Below are 25,079 nucleotides of genomic sequence, written 5' to 3' on the forward strand. Positions count from 1 at the left end.
TTTGCGACGCCTGTTCCGGCCTCATCGCGAGCAGGCTCGCTCCCACAGAGGGTGTGGTGCAGCGCCATTTGTGGGAGCGAGCCTGCTCGCGATGCAATCTTGCGGGCGATGAAAATCCTCTGTCAGTTATTCGAACGCTGCCCCACCAGGCTATCCACCGAAGGCACCCGGGTATCGCTTTCCATCTGTGTGTCGTGTTCAATCTGGTGGCTGAAGCGGTCCAGCGAACCCTGGGCCGGTTGCGCGTCGCTGGCGAACACCGGCGGGCTGAGGATGTAGGCACCGAGCAGCCGGCTGAGGGCGGCCAGGCTGTCGATATGGGTGCGTTCGTAGCCATGGGTGGCATCGCAGCCGAAGGCGAGCAAGGCGGTGCGGATGTCGTGGCCGGCAGTGATGGCCGAGTGGGCGTCGCTGAAGTAGTAGCGGAACAGGTCGCGGCGTGCCGGCAGTTCGTTCTCCTTGGCCAGTTTCAACAGGTGTCGTGACAGGTGATAGTCATAGGGCCCGCCGGAGTCCTGCATCGCCACGCTCACGGCGTGTTCGCTGGAGTGCTGGCCGGGTGCGACCGGGGCGATGTCGATGCCGACGAATTCGCTGACATCCCAGGGCAGCGCGGCGGCCGCGCCACTGCCGGTTTCCTCGGTGATGGTGAACAATGGATGGCAGTCGATCAGCAGCTCCTCGCCGCTGTCGACAATCGCCTTGAGCGCCGCCAGCAGGGCCGCGACCCCGGCCTTGTCGTCCAGGTGACGGGCGCTGATGTGACCGCTCTCGGTGAATTCAGGCAGGGGATCGAAGGCGACGTAATCACCGATGCCCACCCCCAGGGTTTCGCAATCGGCACGGGTGGCGCAGTAGGCGTCCAGGCGCAATTCGATGTGATCCCAACTGATAGGCATTTCATCCACGGCGGTGTTGAAGGCGTGCCCGGACGCCATCAAGGGCAACACGCTGCCGCGGATCACGCCGGTGTCGGTGAACAGGCTGACCCGGCTGCCTTCGGCAAACCGGCTGGACCAGCAGCCTACCGGTGCCAGCGTCAGGCGACCATTGTCCTTGATGGCCCGCACGGTGGCACCGATGGTGTCCAAGTGGGCCGACACGGCCCGGTCAGGGCTGTTCTTGCGACCCTTGAGGGTAGCGCGGATCGTACCGCGGCGGGTCATTTCGAAAGGAATACCCAACTCTTCGAGACGTTCGACGACATAGCGCACGATGGTGTCGGTGAAGCCGGTCGGGCTGGGGATCGCGAGCATTTCCAGCAGGACTTTCTGCAGATATTCGAGATTCGGTTCGGGGATTTTGCTGATCATGGAAACTCCTGAACGGTTGAGTATCCGATCGTTCCCACGCTCTGCGTGGGAATGCAGCCGCTGACGTTCTGCGTCATCTGGACGCGGAGCGTCCCTTGAGGCATTCCCACGCGGAGCGTGGGAACGATCAGTCCACTACTGAGGGGTGTCAGACCACCCCCTGGCTATGGGGAAACAGCAGGTCCACAAAGCGTTCGGCGGTGGGTTGTGGTTCGTGGTTGGCCAGGCCGGCGCGTTCGTTGGCTTCGATGAACACGTACTCGGGTTGATCGGCAGCCGGCACCAGCAGGTCGAGGCCGACCATGGGGATGTCCAGGGCGCGTGCAGCACGCACCGCCGCATCGGCCAGGGTCGGATGCAGAGTGTCAGTGACGTCTTCCAGGATGCCGCCGGTGTGCAGGTTCGCTGTGCGTCGTACGAACAGATGCTCACCGGCCGGCAGCACGCTGTCGTAGTCATACCCTGCAGCACTCAGCGTGCGTTGGGTTTCGGCATCCATCGGAATCTTGCTTTCCCCTCCGGTGGCCGCCTGCCGTCGCCGGCTCTGGGCTTCGATCAAGGCTCCGATGGTGTGCTGGCCGTCGCCGATGACTTCCGCGGGGCGCCTGATCGCCGCGGCCACTACTTCAAAGTTGATCAGCAGGATGCGCAGGTCGAGCCCTTCGTGAAAACTTTCCAGCAACACCCGACTATCGAACTGCCGGGCGGCTTCGATGGCGCTCTGCACTTCTTCGATGGTGCGCAGGTCCACCGCGACGCCCTGACCCTGTTCCCCGTCCAGGGGTTTGACCACCACCCGCTCATGTTCATCGAGAAACGCCAGGTTGTCGTCGGCATTGCCTGCCAACTGTTGCGCTGGCAGGTTCAGGCCGGCGTTCTTCAACACTTTGTGAGTCAGACTCTTGTTCTGGCACAACGTCATGCTGATGGCGCTGGTCAGATCGCTCAGGGACTCGCGGCAACGCACCCGGCGGCTGCCGTGGATCAGGGTGAACAAACCGCCCTCGGCGTCGTCCACTTGCACTTCGATGCCCCGGCGGTGTGCCTCCTCGACAATGATCCGTGCATAAGGGTTGAACTGTGCCTCGGGTCCGGGCCCCAGAAACAGCGGCTGGTTGATGCCGTTCTTGCGCTTGATGGCGAAGGTCGAGAGGTTGCGGAAACCAAGCTTGGCGTAGAGGTTCTTGGCCAGGCGATTGTCATGCAGGACCGACAGGTCGAGGTAGCTCAGGCCACGGCTCATGAAATGCTCGATGAGGTGACGTACCAGCACTTCTCCGACACCGGGCCGTGAACATTGTGGGTCCACCGCCAGGCACCAGAGGCTGCTGCCATTTTCCGGATCGTTGAAGGCTTTCTGATGGTTGAGACCCATGACACTGCCGATGACTGCGCCGCTGTCATCGTCTTCGGCCAGCCAATAGACCGGCCCGCCCTGATGGCGCGGCGTCAGGCGCTGGGGATCGACCGGCAGCATGCCGCGGGCCTGGTAAAGCTGGTTGATGGCTTGCCAATCGGCGTCGTTCTGGGCCCGGCGAATCCGGAATCCGCGAAACACCCGCGTGGCTTGCCGATAATCACTGAACCACAGGCGCAGCGTGTCGGAAGGGTCAAGGAACAATTGCGCCGGTTCCAGCCCCAGCACCTGCTGGGGGGCTGCTACATACAGGGCAATATCACGTTCGCCGGGTTGTTCATTGAGCAGTTCCTGGCCCAGGGTCGCCGGGTCCGGGAAGGTATGGCCGATCAGCAATCGGCCCCAACCGCAATGCACCGCGATAGGAGCGGCACCCAATTCGCTGCCGTCCACCGCCAGGCGCGCCTGCAAGCGTTCATAGGAAGGCGCCTGGCCGCGCAGCAGCCGTTGATTGTGAAGCGTCGTGTGGGGTTTCATCGATCAGATTCCTTGCTCGCTGAGCCACAGGTTCAGCGCCGCCAGTTGCCACAGCCGGGAGCCGCGCAGCGGGGTAAGCTGGCCGTTGGGGTCGGTGAGCAGGCGGTCGAGCATGGCCGGGTTGAACAGGCCGCGATCCTGGCTCGGGTCCAGCAGCAGTTCGCGGACCCAGGCCAGGGTGTTGCCTTCCAGGTGCTTGAGGCCCGGCACCGGGAAATAGCCTTTCTTGCGATCGATTACTTCGCCGGGGATCACCCGCCGGGCGGCTTCCTTGAGGACTTGCTTGCCGCCATCGGGCAATTTGAATTTCGCCGGGACCCGGGCCGAGAGTTCCACCAGCCGGTAATCCAGGAACGGCGTGCGTGCTTCCAGGCCCCAGGCCATGGTCATGTTGTCGACACGCTTGACCGGGTCGTCCACCAGCATCACCGTGCTGTCCAGGCGCAAGGCTTTATCCACCGCCGCATCGGCGCCCGGCTGAGCAAAATGCGCTTTGACGAAATCACCGGCGGCATCGTTGGCCGTCAGCCATTTCGGTTGCACCGTGGCGGCGTATTCCTCATAGCTGCGGTCGAAGAACGCGGCGCGATAGGCCGCGTAGGGATCGCTGGCGCCGTCCACCTGTGGATACCAGTGGTAACCGGCGAACAGTTCGTCGGCCCCCTGGCCGCTTTGCACCACTTTGCAATGCTTGGCGACTTCCCTCGACAGCAGGTAAAAAGCGATGCAGTCATGGCTGACCATGGGCTCGCTCATGGCGCGGAAGGCCGCCGGCAGTTGCTCGATGATTTCTTTTTCATCGATGCGTAGTTGGTGATGGCGGGTGCCGTAGTGCTTGGCGATCAGGTCCGAATACTGGAACTCGTCACCGCGTTCGCCACCAGCATCCTGGAAACCGATGGAGAACGTGGACAGGTCTTCCACGCCGACTTCACGCAGCAAGCCCACCAGCATGCTCGAATCCACGCCACCGGAAAGCAGCACCCCTACGTCCACGGCGGCCCGCTGGCGAATGGCGACGGCTTCTCGGGTGCTGTCGAGCACGCGGTCGATCCAGTCTTCCAGGTTCAGGTCCTGCTCATCGGGCCGCGGGCCGTAGGGCAAGGTCCACCAGGTTTTCTGCTCGATGCTGCCATCGGCTTCCACCCGCATCCATGTGGCTGGCGGCAATTTTTCAATGCCGGCCAGCAGGGTACGGGGCGCCGGGACCACGGCATGGAAATTCAGGTAGTGATTAAGGGCGACCGGGTCGAGCATCGGGCTGATATCGCCGCCCTTGAGCAGTGCCGGCAGCGCCGAGGCAAAGCGCAGGCGCTGGCCGGTGCGGGAGAGATACAGAGGCTTGACGCCGAGACGGTCGCGGGCAATGAACAGGCGTTTGGCATCGCGCTCCCAGATGGCGAAGGCAAACATACCGTTGAGCTTGGGCAACAGCGCTTCGCCCCAGGCGTGATAGCCCTTGAGCAACACTTCGGTGTCGCCACCGGAACAAAAGGCGTAGCCCAACGCTTCCAGTTCGGCGCGCAATTCGGGGTAGTTGTAAATCGCGCCATTGAAGGCCAGGGAGAGGCCCAGTTGATTGTCGATCATCGGCTGGGCCGAGGCATCGGACAAGTCCATGATTTTCAGGCGCCGGTGGCCCAGGGCAATTGGGCCCTGGCTATGGAAACCCCACGCGTCGGGGCCGCGAGGGGCCAGGTGATGGGTCATTCGCTCTACGGCCGCAAGGTCCGCAGGTTGTTGATCGAAACGTAACTCTCCAGCTAATCCGCACATAAGTCCTTACCGGTTTTTCCGTTGGGGAGGAGTCAAACGGTACACGCCGAAATGGCGGGTACCCTGGAACTGACCGGTGGGATTGCCGTGAGTTTTAGATCGATGCGTTATAAGTCGACGGGTGGGAACGGCTTGGCTAGGGATTGCGCGGTACTTTGTGGGAGCGGGCTTGCTCGCGAAGGCGGTGTGTCAGTAGTACGTTTGCAAACTGATACACCGCCTTCGCGAGCAAGCCCGCTCCCACAGGTTTGGCGATGGGCATTTAAGTTGCGTCAGGCCTTGCCGCGAATCAATGCCCGCAGCGCAAACCGGTTCGGATGGCAGGCCTCGGCCACGTTGCGTGGCAGGGGCAGGGGTTCATTGTCCAACCAGGCGGCGATCAGTTCGCCGGACAGCGGCGCCGTGATCAGGCCGCGGGAACCATGGCCGCTGTTGACGTACAGGCCATCGAGCCAGGGACAGGGGGTGTCCGGGACCTGGCGGGCATCTTTGCTCAGGGCGTGATACGCCTCGGTAAATGCCCGGTTGTCCGCCAACGGACCGACAATCGGCAAGTAGTCCGGGCTGGTGCAACGGAACGCCGCACGGCCTTCGAGCTGCTCCGGTTCCAGGTTGCCGGCGTCCAGGCGGTCCACCAGGTCGAGAGAGATCTCTTCGAGCATTTGCAGGTTGCCGGCATGTTCGGCGGCGGTGGGTGTCAGGTCAGCGCTCTTGAAGTCGAAACTGGCGCCCAGCGTATGCTCGCCCATTCGCGGCGGGGCCACGTAGCCCTCGGCGCAGACCACCGTGCGCAGGGCCTGGCTGCGGTCGGTCTGGGGCAGTCGGGTGATTTGTCCGCGTATGCGCTTGAGGGGCAGGTCGGCGGCTGCTTCGAAACGTTTGATCTCGGCGGCGCTGGCCAGGATCGCCACCGGTGCACTGGTCAGGTAGCGCTCACCGTCCCAGGCTTGCCACTGGCCATCGACGCGACGCAGATCCAGCACTTCATGATGGGGCAACACCTCGACCAACGGGGCCGAGGCCTGCCAGCGGCACAATGCCGGCGGATGTACCCATCCTCCTTCAGGAAAGAACAGACCACCACAGGCCAGGCCGATGCCGGACAGCGCCTCGGCTTCGCGTTGCTCCATTGTGCGCAGTAGATCGGCCGGGAACGCGGCGGCCAGTTGTGTCTGGCGCTCGGCTTCCTTGTGGTTGAAGGCCAACTGCAAGACACCGCAGCCGTCCCAGTCCATGCCCCGCTGCAGGTGTTCGAGCAAGCGCCGCGTGTAGCCGAAACCGCTGAGGATCATTTGCGACAACGCTGTGCCATGAGCGGACAGCTTGAGGTACAACACCCCCTGGGGGTTGCCGGACGCTTCCTCGGCCAACCCGGCATGTCGCTCCAGCAACGTCACCTGCCAACCACGGGCCGCGAGGCTCGCCGCGCTGGCGCAGCCGGCCAGGCCACCGCCGATCACCAGGGCCCGGCGCTCGCCGCTGAGCGGAGCGGGGCGCGCATACCAGGGTTTTGTCGGGAGGGGGGCGGCCTGCTCCTGGGATTCCGGCCCGCCGAGGAACACGCCCCGCAGGATTTCCCATTTATGCCCGATGCCTGGCGTACGCTTCATTTTGAAGCCCGCTGCGTTCAACAAGCGCCGCACCCAACCGGTGCTGGTGAAGGTGCTCAGGGTGGCCCCGGGCGCCGACAGCCGGGCCAGTTCGGCGAACAGCTCGGCGGTCCACATATCTGGGTTCTTGGCCGGTGCAAAGCCATCCAGGAACCAGGCGTCGATATGTCCGTCCAGTTGCGGTAACTGCTCCAGGGCGTCTCCGATCATCAAGGTCAGCGTCACCCGTCCGCCCACCAGCGTCAGGCGCTGGAAACCTGGATGGATCGCAACGTATTGTCCCAGTAACTGATCGGCCTGAAGTTTGAGTGACGGCCACAGGGCGAGGGCCCGACGCAGGTCTTGAGGGCTCAGGGGGTATTTTTCGACACTGACAAAATGCAGTCGCGCCCCGGCGGGGGCGCATTGCTCGAATAACTGCCAGGCACAGAGGAAATTCAATCCGGTGCCGAATCCGGTCTCACCGATCACCAGCCGCCCATGGTCCGGCAACGCGGCGAAGCGCTCGGCCAGGTTGTTCTGTTCAAGAAACACATAGCGAGTCTCTTCCAGCCCGGACTGGTCGGAGAAATACACATCGTCGAATACCCGTGAACGGGGCAGACCCTGGTCATCCCAATCGAGTTGGGCATGGTGCTGTACGGGGGGCATGGCAGGCTCGGTGAATTCCGGGACGCTATTCTAGCCCGAGGCTGGGTAACTGCGCAGGAGCTCCTGCACATCACGGCATTCAATCCGCTAGTCTTGCCCCAATCCCAGAAGGAGCTGCCTATGTTCGAATCCGCCGAAATCGGTCACGCCATCGATAAAGACACCTTTGAGGCCGAAGTGCCGGCACTGCGTGAAGCGCTGCTCGAAGCCCAGTTCGAGTTGCATCAGCAGAGCCGTTTCCCGGTCATTGTGCTGATCAACGGTATCGAGGGCGCGGGCAAGGGCGAGACGGTGAAGTTGCTCAACGAGTGGATGGACCCGCGGCTGATCGAAGTGCGCACCTTCGACCAGCAGACCGACGAAGAACTGGCGCGGCCGCCGGCCTGGCGTTACTGGCGGATGCTGCCGGCCAAGGGGCGCATGGGAATTTTCTTCGGCAACTGGTACAGCCAGATGCTCCAGGGCCGGGTCCACGGCGAGTTCAAGGACCCCCGGCTCGATCAGGCGATCAATGCCGCCGAGCGCCTGGAGAAAATGCTCTGCGATGAAGGTGCGCTGATCTTCAAGTTCTGGTTTCATCTGTCCAAGAAGCAAATGAAAGCCCGGCTCAAGGGGCTCAAGGATGACCCGTTGCACAGTTGGCGCATCAGCCCGCTGGACTGGCAGCAATCCCAGACCTACGACAAGTTCGTCAAGTACGGTGAGCGGGTGCTGCGCCGGACCAGCCGCGATTACGCGCCGTGGCATGTGATCGAGGGCGTGGACACCTGTTATCGCAGCCTCACGGTCGGCAGGATCCTGCTCGAAGGCATGCGCCAGGCGCTGGATAGACCGAAGATCAAGCCGGAAAAGGTCAGCGTGGCACCGCTGCCGGCATTGGATGACCAGGTGACCCTGATCGACAGCCTGGACATGACCCTGCGGCTGGACAAGGACGACTATGAGGAACAACTGATCACCGAGCAGGCCCGGTTTGCCGGTTTGCTGCGGGACAAACGCATGCGCCGGCACGCCCTGGTGGCCGTGTTCGAAGGCAACGACGCAGCGGGCAAGGGCGGGGCGATCCGGCGGGTCGCGGCAGCGCTCGATCCACGCCAATACAGCATCGTGCCGATTGCCGCGCCCACCGAAGAAGAGCGCGCTCACCCCTACATGTGGCGGTTCTGGCGGCATATTCCGGCACGGGGCAAATTCACCGTTTTCGACCGCTCCTGGTATGGCCGGGTGTTGGTGGAGCGCGTCGAAGGCTTCTGCAGTCGGGCCGACTGGCTGCGGGCCTATGGCGAGATCAATGATTTCGAAGAGCAGATTGCCGACGCTGGCGTGGTGGTGGTCAAGTTCTGGTTGGCCATCGACAAGGAGACTCAGCTCGAACGTTTCCAGGAGCGCGAGGAAATCCCCTTCAAGCGCTTCAAGATCACCGAGGACGACTGGCGCAACCGTGACAAGTGGGACGCCTACCGGGCGGCAGTGTGCGACATGGTCGACCGCACCAGTACCGAAATATCGCCCTGGACCCTGGTAGAGGCCAATGACAAGCGCTGGGCCCGGGTCAAGGTGTTGCGTACCCTCAACGAGGCGCTGGAGGCAGCGTTCAAGCGCAGCAGGAAGTAGCGGGCGATAAGGTCGCATATGCGGGATGAATGATTGTCGCGGTCGGTTATGGGGTGGATTTATGCTCGACCCATTCTTGACCGCCTACAACAATGAGGAACCGCCATGCGAGAAGTAGTGATCGTCGACAGCGTTCGGACCGGCCTGGCCAAGTCGTTTCGCGGCAAGTTCAACATGACCCGCCCGGACGACATGGCGGCCCATTGCGTCGATGCGCTGTTGACGCGCAACGACATCGACCCGGCCAGTGTCGAAGATTGCATTGTCGGTGCCGGCTCCAACGAGGGTGCCCAGGGCTACAACATCGGCCGTAACGTGGCGGTGCTCTCCCAACTGGGCATCGGCACCGCCGGCATGACCCTCAACCGCTTCTGTTCCTCGGGCCTGCAAGCCATCGCCATTGCCGCCAACCAGATTGCCTCCGGTTGCAGCGACATCATCGTTGCCGGTGGCGTGGAGTCCATCAGCCTGACGATGAAAAGCGTCAACACCGACAACCTGATCAACCCGCTGCTCAAGGAACAGGTACCGGGAATCTATTTCCCCATGGGCCAGACCGCCGAGATCGTCGCCCGCCGTTACCAGGTCAGCCGCCAAGCCCAGGACCGCTATGCCTTGCAGAGCCAGCAACGCACTGCCCGGGCCCAGGCGGCCGGGCTGTTCGATGACGAGATCGTACCGATGGCGGTCAAGTACAGGGTGGAAGATAAAAACACCGGCGCGGTGCAGGTGCTTGACGGCGTGGTCGACCGCGACGATTGCAACCGTCCGGACACAACCTATGAAAGCCTGGCCGGGTTGAAGCCGGTGTTTGCCGAAGACGGTTCGGTGACGGCGGGCAACTCATCGCAACTGTCCGACGGCGCTTCGATGACCCTGGTGATGAGCCTGGAAAAAGCCCTGGCGCTGGGACTCAAGCCCAAGGCGTTTTTCCGCGGCTTCACCGTGGCCGGTTGCGCGCCGGACGAAATGGGCATCGGTCCGGTGTTCTCAGTACCGAAACTGCTCAAGGCCAAGGGCCTGCGGGTCGCCGACATCGATGTGTGGGAGCTTAATGAGGCGTTCGCGTCCCAGTGCCTGTACAGCCGCGATCGTCTGGAAATCGATAATGAGAAATACAACGTCAACGGCGGCTCGATTGCCATCGGTCATCCGTTCGGCATGACCGGTTCGCGCCAGGTTGGCCATCTGGTGCGGGAACTGCAACGGCGCAACCTGCGCTATGGCATCGTGACCATGTGCGTGGGCGGTGGGATGGGGGCGACGGGGTTGTTCGAGGCGGTGCGTTAAACACGAAGCCGAGGAAAGATTCCATTTGTGGCGAGGGGATAAATCCCCTCGCCACAGGTCTGGGTAATCCTTTGTCAGCTAGCGATCTCAAGCGCCTTCTGCATCCGCTCGATATACGCCGCGACCTCTTGCTCCGCGGCTTCACGGCTGGCAAACGGTCCTTCCTGGGTGCCTTCCCGGGTACTGAAATAAAATTCACCGTTTATCCGGCAGATCCGGTCACTGGGAAAGACCATCGCAGGGGTGAGGTCCTGGGCGCGTTTGCCGAGCATGGAGACTCCAAGAAACTTAAAAATCGGTTGAGTGAAGTTTATTCGTTGGTATCAACTGGCGCTTGGCCAGCCGATGGGCGGCAATGTGCCATCTCTCCTTTCCGCAAACGACCTTTGAACTGTTAGTACGTAACTGTCCCTGTGTCGCCAAGCCATCTCCCACTAGAATAGTCGCTCTTTTCTTGAGCCTCGGGGATTGCATGCACATTTCGTCCGGTCGCTGGGTCTACGGCCTGTTCCTCGCCCTGTTGACCGCCCTGTTGTGGGGAATCCTGCCGATCAAGCTCAAGCAGGTGTTGCAGGTGATGGATCCGGTCACCGTGACCTGGTTTCGCTTGCTGGTGTCCGGCGGCTTGCTGTTCATTTATCTGGCGGCCACCCGACGCCTGCCCAGCCGCAAGGTGCTCGGTCCGCGGGGTGGCTGGTTGGTGGCGATGGCGGTGCTGGGGCTGGTGGGCAACTATGTGTTGTACCTGATGGGCCTGAATCGCCTGAGCCCCGGCACCGCGCAATTGGTGGTGCAGATGGGGCCGATCCTGCTGCTGGTCGCCAGCCTTTTTGTATTCAAGGAACGTTTCAGCCTGGGGCAGGGGATTGGCCTGCTGGTACTGCTGATCGGTTTCACGCTGTTTTTCAACCAGCGCCTCGCCGAGTTGCTGACCTCCCTGAGCCAATACACCGCCGGGGTCTTGATGGTGTTGCTGGCGTCGGCGGTCTGGACGTTCTACGCCCTGGGCCAGAAGCAGTTGTTGACGGTGTGGAATTCGTTGCAGGTGATGATGGTGATCTACCTGTTCTGCGCGTTGCTGCTCACACCGTGGGCCCACCCGTTGGAAGCGCTGCAACTGAGCCCTCTGCAAGGCTGGCTGTTGTTTGCCTGTTGCCTCAACACCCTGATTGCCTATGGCGCCTTTGCCGAGGCCCTGGCTCATTGGGAGGCGTCACGAGTCAGCGCGACCCTGGCGATCACGCCGCTGGTGACCTTCGCCGCGGTGGCCGTGGCTGCCTGGTGGTGGCCCGACTATGTGCATGCCGAGCAGATCAATCTGCTGGGGTATGGCGGGGCGGTGCTGGTGGTGGTGGGATCAGCGCTGGTGGCGTTGGGGCCTTCGCTGATTGCCGGGCTCAGGGCCCGGCGTGAGCGGTTGGCTGTGGAGCGGTAGCGGCCTGAAGGTGACAGTGATGTGAGTCGACCGGCCTCATCGCGAGCAGGCTCGCTCCCACATTAGATCTTCAGCGTATGCAAGTCCCGGGTTCGACTGGAATCCCTTGTGGGAGCGAGCCTGCTCGCGAAGGCTAACTCCCTGTCAACCAGGATTCAGCCCTGGCTACCGGCCTCCAGCATGTTTTCCGGCCGCACCCAGGCATCGAACTCCTCGTCGGTCAGATAGCCCAGATGCAACGCAGCCTCGCGCAGGGTCAGCCCTTCGCTGTAGGCCTTCTTGGCGATCTCGGCGGACTTGTCGTAGCCGATATGCGGGTTCAACGCCGTCACCAGCATCAACCCGCGCTCCAGGTGCGCGGCCATCTGCTCGCCATCGGGCTCGAGCCCGGCGATGCAGTGTTGCTGGAAGTTGCTGCAGCCGTCGGCCAGCAGGCGGATCGATTGCAGCAGGTTGTGGATGATCACCGGCTTGAACACGTTCAGTTGCAAATGGCCCTGGCTGGCGGCAAAGCCGATGGTCACGTCGTTGCCCATGACCTGGCAGGCCAGCATCGACAGGGCTTCGCACTGGGTCGGGTTGACCTTGCCGGGCATGATGGAGCTGCCCGGCTCGTTGGCGGGCAATTTCACTTCGGCGAAGCCGGCCCGAGGGCCGGAGCCCAGCAGACGCAGGTCATTGGCGATTTTCATCAGGGTCACGGCCAGGGTTTTCAGCGCGCCGGACAGCGTGGTCAGGGGCTCGTGCCCCGCCAACGCCGCAAACTTGTTCGGCGCGGTGACGAACGGCAGACCGGACAGCGCCGCCAGTTCCGCGGCAATCGCCTCGCCGAAACCGTGGGGCGAATTGAGCCCGGTGCCGACCGCCGTGCCGCCCTGGGCCAGTTCGCAGACCGCCGGCAGCGCGGCGCGGATTGCCCGTTCGGCGTAGTCGAGCTGGGCAATGAAGGCTGACAGTTCCTGGCCGAAGGTGATCGGCGTGGCATCCATCATGTGGGTACGGCCGGTCTTGACCAGTTTCAGGTGACGCGCCGCCAGCTCCGCCAGCCCGCCGGACAGTTCGCTGATGGCCGGCAACAATTGCTTGTGGACGGCCTGCACGGCGGCGATGTGCATGGCGGTAGGGAAGCAGTCGTTGGAGCTCTGGGAGCGGTTGACGTGATCGTTGGGATGCACAGGGGTCTTGCCGCCGCGGGGGTTGCCCGCCAGTTCGTTGGCGCGCCCGGCGATCACCTCGTTGACGTTCATGTTGCTCTGGGTGCCGCTGCCGGTCTGCCAGACCACCAGCGGGAACTGGTCGTCATGCTGGCCATCCAGTACTTCGTCGGCGGCCTGTTCGATCAGCCGGGCGATGTCGGCGGGCAAGTCGCCGTTGCGGTCGTTGACCCGCGCGGCGGCTTTCTTGATCAGCGCCAGGGCATGCAGCACCGACAGCGGCATGCGTTCGTTACCGATGGCGAAGTTGATCATGGAACGCTGTGTCTGGGCGCCCCAGTAGGCGTCCTCCGAGACTTCAACCTGGCCAAGGCTGTCGGTTTCGATACGGCTCATTGGGTCAAACTCCTGATAGGTCTGAATGCGCAGTTTAGGCCCTGTCGGGCGGTACCGGTTCCGTCAATCTAGGGGTGGTCGGTTCGGTCCGTCAATCGGGACCGGCAAGCACCGGGGTTGAGGCCTGGCGTTTTTTAGGCGCAGAATGGTCGCCCTTGGGATTTTACCTCGCCAGTTAGATAAGGAAACTCGATGACCCGTCTTCGCGCCATCTGTACCGCAGTTGCTCTGGTGTGTGCCAGCGGCCCTGTTCTCGCCGATACCGCCAGTCACAAAGCCAGCGCCGAAGCATTCCTGACCCTGGCGCACGCTGACAAGCTGGGCACCCCGGTGTACATGCAAGTGCAACAGATGTTTGCCCAGCGCTTCGAACAGACCAAGGCTCCCGAGTCGAAAAAAGCCACCCTGGAAACCTACCAGGCCAAGGCCAACGCCGCGCTTGACCAAGCCATCGGCTGGAACAAGCTCAAGCCGGACATGGTCCAGCTCTACACCACCAACTTCAGCGAGTCGGAGCTCAAGGACCTGGTGGCTTTCTATCAGTCGCCGCTGGGCAAGAAAGTCCTGGAAAAAATGCCGCAACTGACCCAGCAGTCGGCCCAACTGACCCAGGCCAAGCTGGAAAGCGCGGTGCCGGTGGTCAACAAGCTGCTGGCGGATATGACCGCCGAGCTCGAGCCGAAATCCGCTGCGCCTGCCCCAGCCAAGAAAAAGCCGTAAGCGGAGCCTGGAATGAGCATGCAACAACGCATCGAATCGACACTCAGCCTCTTGCAGCCTGAACACCTGCAAGTGCTGGATGAAAGCCACATGCACAGCCGCGGGCTACAGACCCACTTCAAGGCGGTGGTGGTGAGCCGGCAGTTCGAAGGGCTCAATCGGGTCAAGCGCCACCAGAAGGTCTACGGCACGCTGGGTGAGCTGATGGGCGAATTCCATGCGTTGGCGCTGCACACCTACACCCCCGAGGAGTGGGCGCAGATCGACGCCGCCCCGGCTTCGCCGACCTGTGCCGGTGGCAGTAAGCACTGATTGACGGTGAGTTGGGGGCTTTTGTGGCGAGGGGATTTGTATAAAGCCCCGACCTCATAGTCCTGCAACCCACGAGTTTTTGCTAGAATCCGCAACGCGCCGCTGACCCGGCGCGTTTTTTTTGCATCCGGTTCACCCCTTACGAGGGTAGCCACCTGGAGAAATACCCATGACACAACCCATTGTCGTGGCGGCACTGTATAAGTTCGTCACCCTGGAAGATTACGTCGAGCTGCGTGAGCCCTTGCTCAAGGCGATGCTCGATAACGGTATCAAAGGCACCCTGCTGATCGCCGAAGAAGGCATCAACGGCACGGTCTCCGGCACCCGCGAAGGCATCGACGGCTTGCTGACCTGGCTCAAGAACGACCCGCGCATGATCGACATCGATCACAAGGAGTCGTACTGCGACGAACAGCCGTTCTACCGCACCAAGGTCAAGCTCAAGAAGGAAATCGTCACCCTCGGCGTCGAAGGCGTGGATCCGAACAAGCAGGTCGGCACTTATGTCGAACCCCAGGACTGGAACGCGCTGATCAGCGATCCGGAAGTGTTGCTGATCGATACCCGTAACGACTACGAAGTGTCCATCGGGACATTCGAAGGCGCAATCGATCCCAAGACCACCAGCTTTCGCGAATTTCCCGACTACATCAAGGCCAACTTCGATCCGGCCAAGCACAAGAAAGTCGCGATGTTCTGCACCGGCGGCATCCGCTGCGAGAAGGCTTCCAGCTATATGCTCAGCCAGGGGTTCGACGAGGTCTTCCACCTCAAGGGTGGCATCCTGAAATACCTCGAAGAAGTTCCCCAGGAAGAAACCAAATGGCGCGGCGACTGCTTTGTATTCGATAACCGCGTGACCGTTCGCCACGATCTCAGCGAAGGCGACTACGATCAATGTCATGCGTGCCGTACACCGGTGAGCCTGGAAGATCGCGCTTCGGAGCACTACGTGCCTGGCATCAGTTGCCCGCATTGCTGGGACAAGCTGAGCGAGAAGACCCGCCGCAGTGCCATCGACCGGCAAAAGCAGATCGAATTGGCCAAGGCTCGCAACATGCCGCACCCGATCGGCTACAACTACAAGCAATCATCCTCCGAGGCCTGAACCATGCCGCCACGCCTGCTGTATGTCATGGACCCGATGTGTTCCTGGTGCTGGGGCTTTGCGCCGGTGGCCGAAGCATTGGTCGAGCAGGCGCAGGCCCAGAGCGTTGAACTGCATCTGGTGGTGGGCGGGTTGCGTACGGGCAGTGGTTCGGCGCTGGAGCCCACTACCCGGCGTTACATCCTCGAGCACTGGCAGGCTGTCACCCAGGCTACCGGCCAGCTATTCAAGCTGGAGGACGCGTTGCCGGACGGTTTCGTCTATGACACCGAGCCGGCCTGTCGGGCGGTGGTGACGGCCCGAAGCCTGGCGCCCGACCTGGCCTGGAAGCTGGTGAAGCTGATCCAACAGGCTTTTTATGTGCAGGGGCGCGACGTGACCCGTGCCAGCGTCCTGGTGGAACTGGCCGAACAGGCCGGCCTGCCACGCATCGAATTTGCCACAGCGTTCGACAGCGCCGAGCAGCATGCGGCCACAGCCGCGGATTTCACCTGGGTGCAGGATCTCGGCATTGCCGGTTTCCCCACGCTGCTGGCCGAACGCGACGGCCAATTGGCCCTGCTCACCAACGGTTACCAGCCCCTGGGCCAACTGTCTCCATTGCTTGGCCGCTGGCTGGAGCGTGCGGCCTGTGCCTGACCTGCCGGATGGCGCCTCGGAGCCACAGCGCGTCGATCGATTGAGCTGGGCGGAAATCCGTCGCCTGGCCCTCAAACACAAAAAAGCCCTGTGGATAGCCAACGGCGTGGCCGTGCTGGCGACGCTGTGCAGCGTGCCGATCCCCTTGCTGTTGCCATTGTTGGTGGACGAAGTACTGCTGGGGCGGGGCGACGCCGCCTTGAAGGTGATGAACCACGCCTTGCCTACGGCTTGGCAAACGGCTGCCGGCTATATCGGGCTGATGCTGCTGATGACCCTGACCCTTCGATGCGGGGCGCTGCTGTTCAACGTGCTACAGGCGCGTTTGTTCGCCAGGCTCGCCAAAGACATCGTCTATCGCATCCGCATCCGCCTGATCGAGCGCCTCAAGCGGATTTCCCTGGGGGAATACGAAAGCCTGGGCAGCGGTACCGTGGCCGCTCACTTGGTCACCGACCTGGACACCCTCGATAAATTCGTCGGCGAAACCCTTAGCCGTTTTCTGGTAGCAATGCTGACGCTGGTGGGCACCGCCGGCATCCTGATGTGGATGCACTGGAAACTGGCGCTGCTGATCCTGCTGTTCAATCCGCTGGTAATCTACGCCACGGTGCAGTTGGGCAAGCGGGTCAAGCACCTCAAGAAGCTCGAGAACGACAGCACCTCGCGCTTCACCCAGGCATTGACCGAAACCCTGGATGCGATCCAGGAGGTGCGTGCCGGTAACCGCCAGGGATTTTTCCTCGGGCGCCTGGGGCAGCGCGCCCGGGAGGTGCGCGACTATGCGGTCAATTCCCAGTGGAAAAGCGATGCGTCGGGCCGGGCCAGTGGCTTGCTGTTCCAGTTCGGCATTGACATCTTCCGTGCGGCGGCGATGCTCACGGTACTGTTTTCCGACCTGTCCATCGGCCAGATGCTGGCGGTGTTCAGCTACCTCTGGTTCATGATCGGTCCGGTGGAACAGCTGTTGAACCTTCAGTACGCCTATTACGCGGCCGGCGGCGCGTTGAGCCGGATCAACGAACTCCTGGCCCGGGCCGACGAACCGCAGTACAGCGGCGGTGTCGACCCGTTCAAGGGCCGCGATACCGTGGGCATCGACATCCAGGACTTGAGCTTCGGCTATGGCGAGGAACTGGTGCTCGACCAGTTGAACCTGTCTATCTCCCCTGGCGAAAAGGTCGCCATCGTCGGTGCCAGTGGTGGCGGTAAGAGCACCCTGGTGCAGCTATTGCTGGGCTTGTATACGCCGCAGTCGGGCAGCATCCGGTTTGGCGGCGCCACGCAGCAGGAAATCGGCCTGGAAACCATCCGTGAAAATGTCGCGGTGGTGCTGCAGCATCCTGCCTTGTTCAACGACACGGTGCGGGCCAACCTCTCCATGGGCCGCGACTGCAGTGACGAAGCGTGCTGGCGGGCATTGACCATCGCTCAGCTCGATACCACGGTGCGCGCGTTGCCCCTGGGGCTGGAGAGTGTGGTCGGGCGGTCCGGGGTGCGGCTGTCCGGTGGGCAGCGTCAACGCCTGGCCATCGCCCGCATGGTATTGGCCGAGCCGCGGGTGGTGATTCTCGACGAGGCGACCTCCGCACTGGACGCCGCCACCGAGTACAACCTTCATCAGGCCTTGTCGAGATTCCTGAGCGGGCGCACCACGCTGATCATCGCCCACCGGTTGTCAGCCGTGAAACAGGCGGATCGGGTATTGGTGTTCGACGGGGGGCAAATCGCCGAAGACGGCGACCATTTGCAGTTGATTGCCGAGGGCGGCCTGTACGCTCGACTCTACGGTCATTTGCAACAGATACAGCAGCCTTGAGTTTCCTGTGATTTTCTGCGCTTAGTATCCAAAAAAGTCAGCCAAAAGCCCCCGGTTTCTTCGAATTTCCACCCAAAGCCTGTCGATCCCTGGATCCAGCCGTTCCAAGGAGCGAAAACTGGCCTAGGCTCTGGAATCAGAAGCGGATTTCTCCCGGGTGCTCATTGGTAATGCCTGTGCAAGGGACCTCATGAAGCAAAAGCGGACTCTCGGAACGCCTCGGTTGTTGGGCATCGTCTGGCCCTTCATTGCCGTTGTGCTATTTCAGGCATTGCTTGGGGGCGTCAGCCTCTATGTATTGTCGGCCGTTCGCGGCTATGTCGCGGGGGAAAGCCTCTGGTCCAAGGGGCAGAAAGACGCCATTTACTACCTCAACCTCTATGCCGACAGCCGTGATGAGGCGATTTTCCGCAAATACCAGCAAGCCATTGCCGTGCCCGAGGGCGGACATGACCTGCGTGTAGCGCTGGATCGTCAGCCACCGGACCTGGAGGCGGCGCGGGCGGGCATCCTCCAAGGGGGAAACCACCCGGACGACGTGTCCAGCCTGATCTGGCTGTATTTGAATTTCCGTCACTTCAGTTACCTGGAGGAAGCCATCGATCTCTGGACGGTGGGCGACGGCTATCTGATCGAGTTGGATAACGTTGCCCGGCAGATGCATGACAGCATTACCGAAGGGACTGCTTCAGAAAACGATGTGCGCGGCTGGAAGGCGCAGATCTTTGCCATCAACGACTCCGTCACCCCGGCCGCCAAGGCTTTCAGCGACGCGCTGGGGGAGGGATCGCGCTTTATCCTGCGCCTGTTGCTGGTGACCAACTTCGCCACTGCGCTGGGGCTCATCGTCCTGGCTTTGTTGCGTACCCACAAGTTATTGGCTCAACGACAGGTGTTCGCCAACGCTTTGCAACTGGAGAAGGAACGGGCGCAGATCACCTTGCAATCCATCGGCGACGGCGTCATCACCACCGACGTCGAAGGCGCCATTGCCTACATGAATCCCGCTGCCGAGGCGATGACCCACTGGAAGGCCGAGCATGCCACCGGACTGCCCCTGGCCGCGCTGTTCAATTTGCTCGACGACAATGCCCAGACCGAGGGCCTGACGCTGATCGAGCACATCCTCAGCGGCCGGCTCGGTGGTGGCAGCGAACATTCCAAACTGATCCAGCGCCTGGATGGCAGCACCGTGTCGGTGACCCTGGTGGGGGCGCCGATCCGCCATGCGGGCAAGGTCAGCGGCGCCGTACTGGTCCTGCACGACATGACCCAGGAGCGTCAGTACATTGCCAACCTGTCGTGGCAGGCCACCCATGACGCGCTCACCGGCCTGGCGAATCGCCGGGAATTCGAATACCGGCTCGAGCAGGCACTGCATAACCTCACGCGCCAGGCCGGGCGCCATGCCTTGATGTTCCTCGACCTGGACCAATTCAAACTGGTCAACGATACCTGCGGCCACGCGGCGGGTGACGAATTGTTGCGACACATCTGCGCGTTGCTGCAATCGGGCCTGCGGGAAAACGACACCCTGGCCCGGTTGGGCGGGGATGAGTTCGGTATCTTGCTGGAAAATTGTTCACCGGAGGCGGCGGAGAAGATCGCCGAAGGGCTGCGCCAGACCGTGCAGAACCTGCATTTTGTCTGGAAAGGCCGACCGTTTGTGACCACCGTGAGCATCGGCCTGGTGCACATCGCCCAGAACCCGACGACCCTGGAAGCCTCCCTGCGCGCCGCCGACATGGCTTGCTACATGGCCAAGGAAAAGGGGCGCAACCGAGTCCAGGTCTACCATGCCGACGATTCGGAGCTGTCTCTGCGTTTCGGTGAGATGGCCTGGGTCCAGCGCTTGCACATGGCGCTGGAGGAAAACCGTTTCTGCCTGTATGCCCAGGAAATTGCGGCGCTGGGTCCGGGAGAACACGGTGGCGGGCACATTGAGATCCTGTTGCGCCTGCACGATGAGGCCGGGCGGATGATTCTGCCGGACAGCTTCATTCCTGCGGCGGAGCGCTATGGCCTGATGACGTCCCTGGACCGTTGGGTAGTGGAAAATGTCTTCAAGATCATTCGCCAGTGCTTGAACGAGTCGCGGCAGGGGCCCTTGGCCATGTGTGCGATCAATCTGTCAGGCACGACTATCGGAGATCAGGCGTTCCTCGACTTCCTGCGTAAACAGTTCGCAGCCTATTCGATTCCGCCGGAAATGATTTGTTTTGAAATTACAGAGACCAGCGCTATTTCGAATTTGGGCAGTGCCATTCGCTTTATCAATGAACTCAAGAGCTTGGGTTGTTACTTTTCGCTGGATGATTTTTGCGCCGGAATGTCTTCATTCGCTTACCTGAAACATTTACCTGTAGACTTCCTGAAGATCGACGGGAGTTTCGTAAAGGATATGCTGGACGACCCGATTAACCGTGCAATGGTCGAAGTGATCAACCACATCGGCCACGTCATGGGTAAGCGCACCATTGCCGAGTTTGTGGAAACTGCCCAGATCGAGCAGGCATTGCTGGAGATTGGAGTGGATTACGCTCAGGGGTATGTCATCGAGCGCCCGCAGTTGTTTACCTGTGATACGTTGCAGTGCAGGCCGGCCCGGCCCCAGCCGTTGTTATTCAAGGCCCCCGGCACGTTCCGCTGAGCCTCTTGTTGATCCGGAAAAAAATCACAATCAAAAGGAGCCCGACAGTGATCGACACATTCAACCGAACAGGCCCGCTCATGGACGCCAAAAGCTATCCACAATGGGCACAGCAGCTCATTGCCGATTGCGGCGAGAGCAAGCGCCGGGTTGTCGAACACGAGCTGTATCAACGCATGCGCGATAACAAGCTCAGCGCCAGGACCATGCGCCACTACCTTATCGGTGGTTGGCCGGTCGTTGAACAGTTCGCTTTATACATGGCACAGAACCTCACCAAGACTCGCTTTGCCCGCCACCCCGGCGAGGATATGGCCCGGCGTTGGCTGATGCGCAACATTCGTGTCGAACTCAATCACGCCGACTACTGGGTGAACTGGAGCGCCGCCCACGGTGTGACGCTTGAGGACCTGCAGGCACAGCAGGTGCCGCCTGAACTCCACGCATTGAGCCATTGGTGCTGGCACACCAGCTCTTCGGACCCGCTGATCGTGGCAATCGCGGCGACCAACTATGCCATTGAAGGCGCGACCGGTGAGTGGTCGGCGGTGGTGTGTTCCAGCGGCATCTACGCGGCGGCCTTCGCCGATGAAGAGCGCAAGCGCGCCATGAAATGGCTGAAGATGCATGCCCAGTACGACGATGCCCATCCGTGGGAAGCGCTGGAGATCATCTGCACGCTGGCGGGCATGAATCCGAGCAAGGCCCTGCAGGCCGAACTGCGTCAGGCGGTGTGCAAGAGCTACGATTACATGTACCTGTTTCTGGAGCGTTGCATGCAACTGGAACAGTCGGAGTCTGCCGGAAAGTCGGCATCCCCTCGCGAGCGCCTGGCGCTGGCCGGGAGCTGATGTTTAGTTGACCGATGTGGGGGCGAGTTTGCTCCGCGAAGTGCTCGGGCCGCCAACGGGGAGGTTGGCTGTTGGAGCGCTATCGCGAGCAGGCTCGCCCCCACATTTGGTTTGAGTGAGCGTCAGCCCAAACAATAAAGTTGTGTTGGCTTCAGGTTCGGTTTTCTGCCAGGCCTGGCTCGCTCATTCAACCCGCCATTTCCAATCGGTTCCGTCCTTCGCGCTTGGCCACATACAACGCGCTGTCGACCCGGCGCAGCAGGCTTTCTATGGACTCACCCGGCAACAGTGTCGCGCAGCCGAGGCTGACCGTCAGCTCGATCCTGACACCGGCAGCGAAATACTCCTGCAATTGGGCTGCATAGCGCAGTCGCTCGCCAATCGTGGCAGCGGCTTCCCGGCTGGTATTGGAAAGCAGGATCAGGAACTCCTCACCACCGAACCTGAACACCATATCCACGTTGCGCAATTGATCCTTGATCGACTCGGCAACGGCCTTGAGCACCTCATCGCCGGCGCCATGGCCGTAGGTATCGTTGATGCGCTTGAAGTGATCGATGTCGAGCATCAGCAACGACAGTGGTTGCATGTGACGCCTGGCCATGTCGATTTCCCGCTCCATGACCTGGTCCATGGCGATGCGGTTGCCGGTCCCGGTCAACGGATCGCGCAGGGCGCTCTGGGTTGCGGCGCGGTAGAGCAGGGCGTTGCGCAGTGGAAACAACAGGGTGGACATCAGTGACTCGAGATCACTCTGCTCCGCATCGCTGAAGCGCTGATTGCGACGGAACACGAGTTCGCCTAGCTGTTCGTCTTCGTGGCTGAGGTTGTAGCTGAGCAGGTGATGCCCACGCTGACCGAACTCCAGCCGCAGGTCGCTGGGCTTGTGTTGATAGGCCAGCGCATCCAGTGGTACCAGTCGTTGAGCTTCACGGAAAAACAGACCCAGAATCCGCTGTGGTTCCAGGCTGGTCTGCAATTGCTGACTCAATTGCTGACGCAGCTGCGAAAGACTGACGGACCGCGCGACGAGCGGTGACGGTTGACCGAGGCCCAGGCGCTGCAGTTTGGCGCTGTCGAAATCAATCGCGTTGGTCTGGATGGGCGTTTTCATTTGGCGTAAGCCCCTAAGCAAAATCTGTCCTGGCAGGCTGGGTGCGGTGGCTTGGGGCTGCGTGTCGTACAGGCCCGTCAGTCCCGTAGGACGCTGATTTGAGTCTAGTCTGCTTTCCTTGGCTGACGCAGGTCTCGTATCAACCTCCGTTACCCGCCGGACATGGCGTGTTTAGCAGGGTTAGAGCGAAAGTCGTGCCAGTCTGTTCACTTCAGAAAAAAGCATTGCAAATCAATGAAGTGAAAAAATCGCGAATATCACCCCGGGATTTGCGCGACAGGGCTTTGGCGGTTCGTCTGGCTGGCTATCGAAGGATTCGAGCGTCGCGACGGTAAACCGCCGCAACGTGGGGGCGAGCGCTTATTGTGCGTTGAAGGCCTGGCCGTTGACGCCTTTGCTGTCCGGCCCCATCAAATACAGGTAGACCGGCATGATCTCTTCTGGCGTTGGATTATTGAGCGGGTTTTCTCCCGGATAGGCCTGGGCGCGCATGCTGGTGCGGGTGGCGCCGGGGTTGATGCTGTTGGCCCGCATCGGCGCGACGGTATCGACTTCGTCGGCCAGGGTCTGCATCAACCCTTCGGTGGCGAACTTGGACACACCATAGGCACCCCAGTACGCCCGGCCCTTGCGGCCAACGCTGCTTGAGGTGAACACCACGGACGCATCCGTGGACAGCTTGAGCAGCGGCAGCAAGGTGCTGGTGAGCATGAACATGGCGTTGACGTTCACCTGCATCACTCGCATGAAATTCTCGCCGGACAGCTGTTCCAGCGGTGTACGCGGGCCGATGATCGAGGCGTTGTGCAGCAGGCCGTCCAGATGACCGAATTCGGTTTCGATCATGGCCGCCAGTTCGTCGTATTGATGGGGTAGGGCGGTTTCGAGGTTGAAGGGAATCACTGCCGGCTGTGGATGACCGGCCGCTTCGATTTCATCGTAGACCTGGGTCAGGTTGGCTTCGGTCTTGCCCAGCAGCAGCACGGTAGCGCCGTGGGCGGCATAAGCCTTGGCCGCAGCGGCGCCGATGCCACGACCGGCACCGGTCACCAGGATGACCCGGCCATTGAGCAGATCGGGGCGGGCGGAATAATCAAACATAAGAACCTCACGAAACATAACGATGCGTGGTGATGCACGGTGTGGCGACGGGTTGTATTGTGGCGAGGGAATTCATCCCCGCTGGGTCCGAAGCGACCCCTTGCGTATTACTTGATACACCGCAGTGATTGACATCTCTTGGAGGCGCTTCGCACCTCGGCGGGGATAAATCCCCTCGCCACAAAAAATCTACTTAGTGTCTTGCCACACGAAGTAGTCAGCTCAGCAACTGCACAACGCGTTATCCAGCACTTCGCGCAACGCCAGCGGGTGATCGATTACCACGTCCGCGCCCCAGTGCTTGGGGTTGTCGTCTGGATGGATGTAGCCGTAGGTCACCGCGCAGGTCTTGGTGCCGGCGCTGCGCCCGGACTCGATGTCCCGCAGGTCGTCGCCCACGAACAGCACGCTGGCCGGGTCCAGGTCGAGCATCTTGCACGCCAGGATCAGCGGCTCCGGATCCGGCTTGCTGTTTTTTACATGATCCGGGCAGATCAGCACTTTGGAGCGCTCGGCCAGGCCCAGTTGCTGCATGATGGGCTCGGCGAAGCGCACCGGTTTGTTGGTGACGACGCCCCAGATCAGGTTGGCGGCTTCGATGTCGGCGAGCACCTCGGCCATGCCGTCGAACAGATGGCTGTGGACGGCGCAGCCCTTGAGATAGCGATCGAGGAATTCCTGGCGCAGGTCCTCGAAGCCCGGTGATTCCGGGTCCATGGAAAAGGTCACCGCGACCATCGCACGGGCGCCCCCGGAAATTTCGTCTCGAATGTGCTGCGTGTTCATCGGTGGCAGGCCGCGGTCGGCGCGCATGGCCTGGCAGATGGCGATGAAGTCCGGCGCGGTATCGAGCAGCGTGCCGTCCATGTCGAAGAGAACCGCTTTGAGACGCATCGACTTATTCCTCGCGCAGGGTCTGGATCATATAGTTCACGTCAACGTCAGTGGCCAGCTTGTAGTGCTTGGTCAGCGGGTTGTAGGTCAGGCCGATGATGTCCTTGACGGTCAGCCCGGCCGCACGGCTCCAGGCGCCCAGCTCGGAAGGACGGATGAACTTCTTGAAGTCGTGGGTGCCGCGAGGCAGCAGCTTCATGATGTATTCCGCGCCGATGATGGCGAACAGGTACGCCTTCGGGTTGCGGTTGATGGTGGAGAAGAACACCTGGCCGCCGGGCTTGACCATGCGGAAGCAAGCGCGGATGACCGAGGACGGATCCGGCACGTGTTCAAGCATTTCCAGGCAGGTGACCACGTCGAACTGAGCGGGCATTTCCTCGGCCAGGGCTTCGGCGGTGATCTGCCGGTATTCCACGCTGACGCCGGACTCCAGTTGATGCAGCTGCGCTACCGCAAGCGGTGCTTCGCCCATGTCGATGCCCATCACCGTTGCGCCGCGCTGGGCCATGGCTTCGCTGAGAATGCCACCGCCGCAGCCGACGTCGAGCACCTTCTTGCCGGCCAGGTTGACCCGTTCGTCGATCCAGTTGACCCGCAGCGGGTTGATATCGTGCAGCGGCTTGAACTCGCTTTCGCGGTCCCACCAGCGGTGAGCCAGGGCTTCGAATTTGGCGATTTCGGCGTGGTCGACGTTGCTCATGTGCAGATCCTCGAAAAACTTGAAAAAATCAG

20 protein-coding genes are annotated in these 25,079 nt (G+C 61.6%); 10 read left to right on the plus strand and 10 right to left on the minus strand.

The window, feature by feature from the left end; translation table 11 throughout:
* Positions 1 to 122: 122 nt before the first annotated feature.
* The 4 genes from FBX99_RS10130 to mnmC all read right to left on the minus strand — a co-directional run bounded on the left by FBX99_RS10130 (position 123) and on the right by mnmC (position 7,244).
* Complete coding sequence (locus FBX99_RS10130; RefSeq protein WP_144928179.1) at positions 123 to 1,313, minus strand: osmoprotectant NAGGN system M42 family peptidase; 1,191 nt, start codon at positions 1,311 to 1,313, stop codon at positions 123 to 125.
* A 148-nt stretch (positions 1,314 to 1,461) separates the two neighbouring features.
* Complete coding sequence (gene ngg / locus FBX99_RS10135; RefSeq protein ID WP_145131386.1) at positions 1,462 to 3,207, minus strand: N-acetylglutaminylglutamine synthetase; 1,746 nt, start codon at positions 3,205 to 3,207, stop codon at positions 1,462 to 1,464.
* Between the two features lie 3 nt (positions 3,208 to 3,210).
* Positions 3,211 to 4,983, minus strand: a complete 1,773-nt coding sequence (locus FBX99_RS10140) for an N-acetylglutaminylglutamine amidotransferase (protein WP_144928177.1) — start codon at positions 4,981 to 4,983, stop codon at positions 3,211 to 3,213.
* A 272-nt stretch (positions 4,984 to 5,255) separates the two neighbouring features.
* Positions 5,256 to 7,244 carry a bifunctional tRNA (5-methylaminomethyl-2-thiouridine)(34)-methyltransferase MnmD/FAD-dependent 5-carboxymethylaminomethyl-2-thiouridine(34) oxidoreductase MnmC gene (mnmC, locus tag FBX99_RS10145; RefSeq protein ID WP_145131388.1) on the minus strand — a complete coding sequence of 663 codons (1,989 nt, stop codon included), beginning with the start codon at positions 7,242 to 7,244 and terminating at the stop codon, positions 5,256 to 5,258.
* Positions 7,245 to 7,364: 120 nt separating this feature from the next.
* On the opposite strand from mnmC, the gene pap reads away from it, so the two are divergent.
* Entirely contained in the window at positions 7,365 to 8,858 is a 1,494-nt protein-coding gene (pap, locus tag FBX99_RS10150; RefSeq protein WP_047701607.1) for a polyphosphate:AMP phosphotransferase, read from the plus strand.
* A 105-nt stretch (positions 8,859 to 8,963) separates the two neighbouring features.
* A complete protein-coding gene (locus tag FBX99_RS10155) occupies positions 8,964 to 10,148 on the plus strand; it encodes a thiolase family protein (RefSeq protein WP_144927040.1) in 1,185 nt (394 codons plus the stop codon).
* Between the two features lie 74 nt (positions 10,149 to 10,222).
* Here FBX99_RS10155 and FBX99_RS10160 read toward each other — a convergent pair whose 3' ends face one another.
* Positions 10,223 to 10,420, minus strand: coding sequence for a DUF6316 family protein (locus FBX99_RS10160; protein WP_047701605.1), 198 nt, complete (start codon positions 10,418 to 10,420; stop codon positions 10,223 to 10,225).
* 200 nt (positions 10,421 to 10,620) lie between these two features.
* Between FBX99_RS10160 and FBX99_RS10165 the strand changes: the two genes are divergently transcribed.
* Complete coding sequence (locus tag FBX99_RS10165) at positions 10,621 to 11,583, plus strand: DMT family transporter (protein ID WP_144927043.1); 963 nt, start codon at positions 10,621 to 10,623, stop codon at positions 11,581 to 11,583.
* A gap of 155 nt (positions 11,584 to 11,738) precedes the next feature.
* Here FBX99_RS10165 and FBX99_RS10170 read toward each other — a convergent pair whose 3' ends face one another.
* A complete protein-coding gene (locus tag FBX99_RS10170; protein WP_145131390.1) occupies positions 11,739 to 13,133 on the minus strand; it encodes a class II fumarate hydratase in 1,395 nt (464 codons plus the stop codon).
* Positions 13,134 to 13,325: 192 nt separating this feature from the next.
* Between FBX99_RS10170 and FBX99_RS10175 the strand changes: the two genes are divergently transcribed.
* The 7 genes from FBX99_RS10175 to FBX99_RS10205 all read left to right on the plus strand — a co-directional run bounded on the left by FBX99_RS10175 (position 13,326) and on the right by FBX99_RS10205 (position 21,235).
* Entirely contained in the window at positions 13,326 to 13,853 is a 528-nt protein-coding gene (locus tag FBX99_RS10175) for a DUF2059 domain-containing protein (protein ID WP_047701603.1), read from the plus strand.
* A 12-nt stretch (positions 13,854 to 13,865) separates the two neighbouring features.
* Positions 13,866 to 14,165 (plus strand): BolA family transcriptional regulator, encoded by a 300-nt coding sequence (locus FBX99_RS10180; protein ID WP_144927049.1) that lies wholly within the window; start codon positions 13,866 to 13,868, stop codon positions 14,163 to 14,165.
* A 169-nt stretch (positions 14,166 to 14,334) separates the two neighbouring features.
* Positions 14,335 to 15,276: a rhodanese-related sulfurtransferase gene (locus tag FBX99_RS10185; protein ID WP_144927052.1), complete on the plus strand. Its 942-nt coding sequence runs from the start codon at positions 14,335 to 14,337 to the stop codon at positions 15,274 to 15,276.
* A 36-nt stretch (positions 15,277 to 15,312) separates the two neighbouring features.
* Positions 15,313 to 15,915, plus strand: a complete 603-nt coding sequence (locus FBX99_RS10190) for a DsbA family protein (RefSeq protein WP_178111890.1) — start codon at positions 15,313 to 15,315, stop codon at positions 15,913 to 15,915.
* Entirely contained in the window at positions 15,908 to 17,734 is a 1,827-nt protein-coding gene (locus FBX99_RS10195) for an ABC transporter ATP-binding protein (RefSeq protein WP_144927058.1), read from the plus strand. The genes FBX99_RS10190 and FBX99_RS10195 overlap by 8 nt, the downstream gene beginning before the upstream one ends.
* A gap of 190 nt (positions 17,735 to 17,924) precedes the next feature.
* Positions 17,925 to 20,384 (plus strand): EAL domain-containing protein, encoded by a 2,460-nt coding sequence (locus FBX99_RS10200; RefSeq protein WP_144927062.1) that lies wholly within the window; start codon positions 17,925 to 17,927, stop codon positions 20,382 to 20,384.
* Between the two features lie 80 nt (positions 20,385 to 20,464).
* Positions 20,465 to 21,235, plus strand: coding sequence for a TenA family transcriptional regulator (locus FBX99_RS10205; protein ID WP_371921412.1), 771 nt, complete (start codon positions 20,465 to 20,467; stop codon positions 21,233 to 21,235).
* Positions 21,236 to 21,422: 187 nt separating this feature from the next.
* Here FBX99_RS10205 and FBX99_RS10210 read toward each other — a convergent pair whose 3' ends face one another.
* The 4 genes from FBX99_RS10210 to ubiG form a co-directional block, all read right to left on the minus strand.
* On the minus strand, positions 21,423 to 22,349 hold the full coding sequence (locus FBX99_RS10210) for a GGDEF domain-containing protein (RefSeq protein WP_144927068.1): 927 nt from the start codon (positions 22,347 to 22,349) through the stop codon (positions 21,423 to 21,425).
* A 360-nt stretch (positions 22,350 to 22,709) separates the two neighbouring features.
* Positions 22,710 to 23,450, minus strand: coding sequence for a YciK family oxidoreductase (locus tag FBX99_RS10215; RefSeq protein WP_055127310.1), 741 nt, complete (start codon positions 23,448 to 23,450; stop codon positions 22,710 to 22,712).
* A gap of 222 nt (positions 23,451 to 23,672) precedes the next feature.
* On the minus strand, positions 23,673 to 24,344 hold the full coding sequence (mupP, locus tag FBX99_RS10220) for an N-acetylmuramic acid 6-phosphate phosphatase MupP (protein ID WP_145131392.1): 672 nt from the start codon (positions 24,342 to 24,344) through the stop codon (positions 23,673 to 23,675).
* A 4-nt stretch (positions 24,345 to 24,348) separates the two neighbouring features.
* Positions 24,349 to 25,047, minus strand: coding sequence for a bifunctional 2-polyprenyl-6-hydroxyphenol methylase/3-demethylubiquinol 3-O-methyltransferase UbiG (gene ubiG, locus FBX99_RS10225; protein ID WP_145131393.1), 699 nt, complete (start codon positions 25,045 to 25,047; stop codon positions 24,349 to 24,351).
* Positions 25,048 to 25,079: the final 32 nt, after the last annotated feature.

It is taken from the genome of Pseudomonas sp. SJZ074, assembly GCF_007828215.1.
In the GTDB taxonomy this organism is placed as follows: Bacteria; Pseudomonadota; Gammaproteobacteria; order Pseudomonadales; family Pseudomonadaceae; genus Aquipseudomonas.

What these genes read in the sequence shown, in the direction of transcription:
- FBX99_RS10130 (WP_144928179.1), bottom strand. Translation starts at nt 1,313, where the DNA reads ATGATCAGCAAAATCCCCGAACCGAATCTCGAATATCTGCAGAAAGTC.
- ngg (WP_145131386.1), bottom strand. Translation starts at nt 3,207, where the DNA reads ATGAAACCCCACACGACGCTTCACAATCAACGGCTGCTGCGCGGCCAG.
- FBX99_RS10140 (WP_144928177.1), bottom strand. Translation starts at nt 4,983, where the DNA reads ATGTGCGGATTAGCTGGAGAGTTACGTTTCGATCAACAACCTGCGGAC.
- mnmC (WP_145131388.1), bottom strand. Translation starts at nt 7,244, where the DNA reads ATGCCCCCCGTACAGCACCATGCCCAACTCGATTGGGATGACCAGGGT.
- pap (WP_047701607.1), top strand. Translation starts at nt 7,365, where the DNA reads ATGTTCGAATCCGCCGAAATCGGTCACGCCATCGATAAAGACACCTTT.
- FBX99_RS10155 (WP_144927040.1), top strand. Translation starts at nt 8,964, where the DNA reads ATGCGAGAAGTAGTGATCGTCGACAGCGTTCGGACCGGCCTGGCCAAG.
- FBX99_RS10160 (WP_047701605.1), bottom strand. Translation starts at nt 10,420, where the DNA reads ATGCTCGGCAAACGCGCCCAGGACCTCACCCCTGCGATGGTCTTTCCC.
- FBX99_RS10165 (WP_144927043.1), top strand. Translation starts at nt 10,621, where the DNA reads ATGCACATTTCGTCCGGTCGCTGGGTCTACGGCCTGTTCCTCGCCCTG.
- FBX99_RS10170 (WP_145131390.1), bottom strand. Translation starts at nt 13,133, where the DNA reads ATGAGCCGTATCGAAACCGACAGCCTTGGCCAGGTTGAAGTCTCGGAG.
- FBX99_RS10175 (WP_047701603.1), top strand. Translation starts at nt 13,326, where the DNA reads ATGACCCGTCTTCGCGCCATCTGTACCGCAGTTGCTCTGGTGTGTGCC.
- FBX99_RS10180 (WP_144927049.1), top strand. Translation starts at nt 13,866, where the DNA reads ATGAGCATGCAACAACGCATCGAATCGACACTCAGCCTCTTGCAGCCT.
- FBX99_RS10185 (WP_144927052.1), top strand. Translation starts at nt 14,335, where the DNA reads ATGACACAACCCATTGTCGTGGCGGCACTGTATAAGTTCGTCACCCTG.
- FBX99_RS10190 (WP_178111890.1), top strand. Translation starts at nt 15,313, where the DNA reads ATGTGTTCCTGGTGCTGGGGCTTTGCGCCGGTGGCCGAAGCATTGGTC.
- FBX99_RS10200 (WP_144927062.1), top strand. Translation starts at nt 17,925, where the DNA reads ATGAAGCAAAAGCGGACTCTCGGAACGCCTCGGTTGTTGGGCATCGTC.
- FBX99_RS10205 (WP_371921412.1), top strand. Translation starts at nt 20,465, where the DNA reads ATGGACGCCAAAAGCTATCCACAATGGGCACAGCAGCTCATTGCCGAT.
- FBX99_RS10210 (WP_144927068.1), bottom strand. Translation starts at nt 22,349, where the DNA reads ATGAAAACGCCCATCCAGACCAACGCGATTGATTTCGACAGCGCCAAA.
- FBX99_RS10215 (WP_055127310.1), bottom strand. Translation starts at nt 23,450, where the DNA reads ATGTTTGATTATTCCGCCCGCCCCGATCTGCTCAATGGCCGGGTCATC.
- mupP (WP_145131392.1), bottom strand. Translation starts at nt 24,344, where the DNA reads ATGCGTCTCAAAGCGGTTCTCTTCGACATGGACGGCACGCTGCTCGAT.
- ubiG (WP_145131393.1), bottom strand. Translation starts at nt 25,047, where the DNA reads ATGAGCAACGTCGACCACGCCGAAATCGCCAAATTCGAAGCCCTGGCT.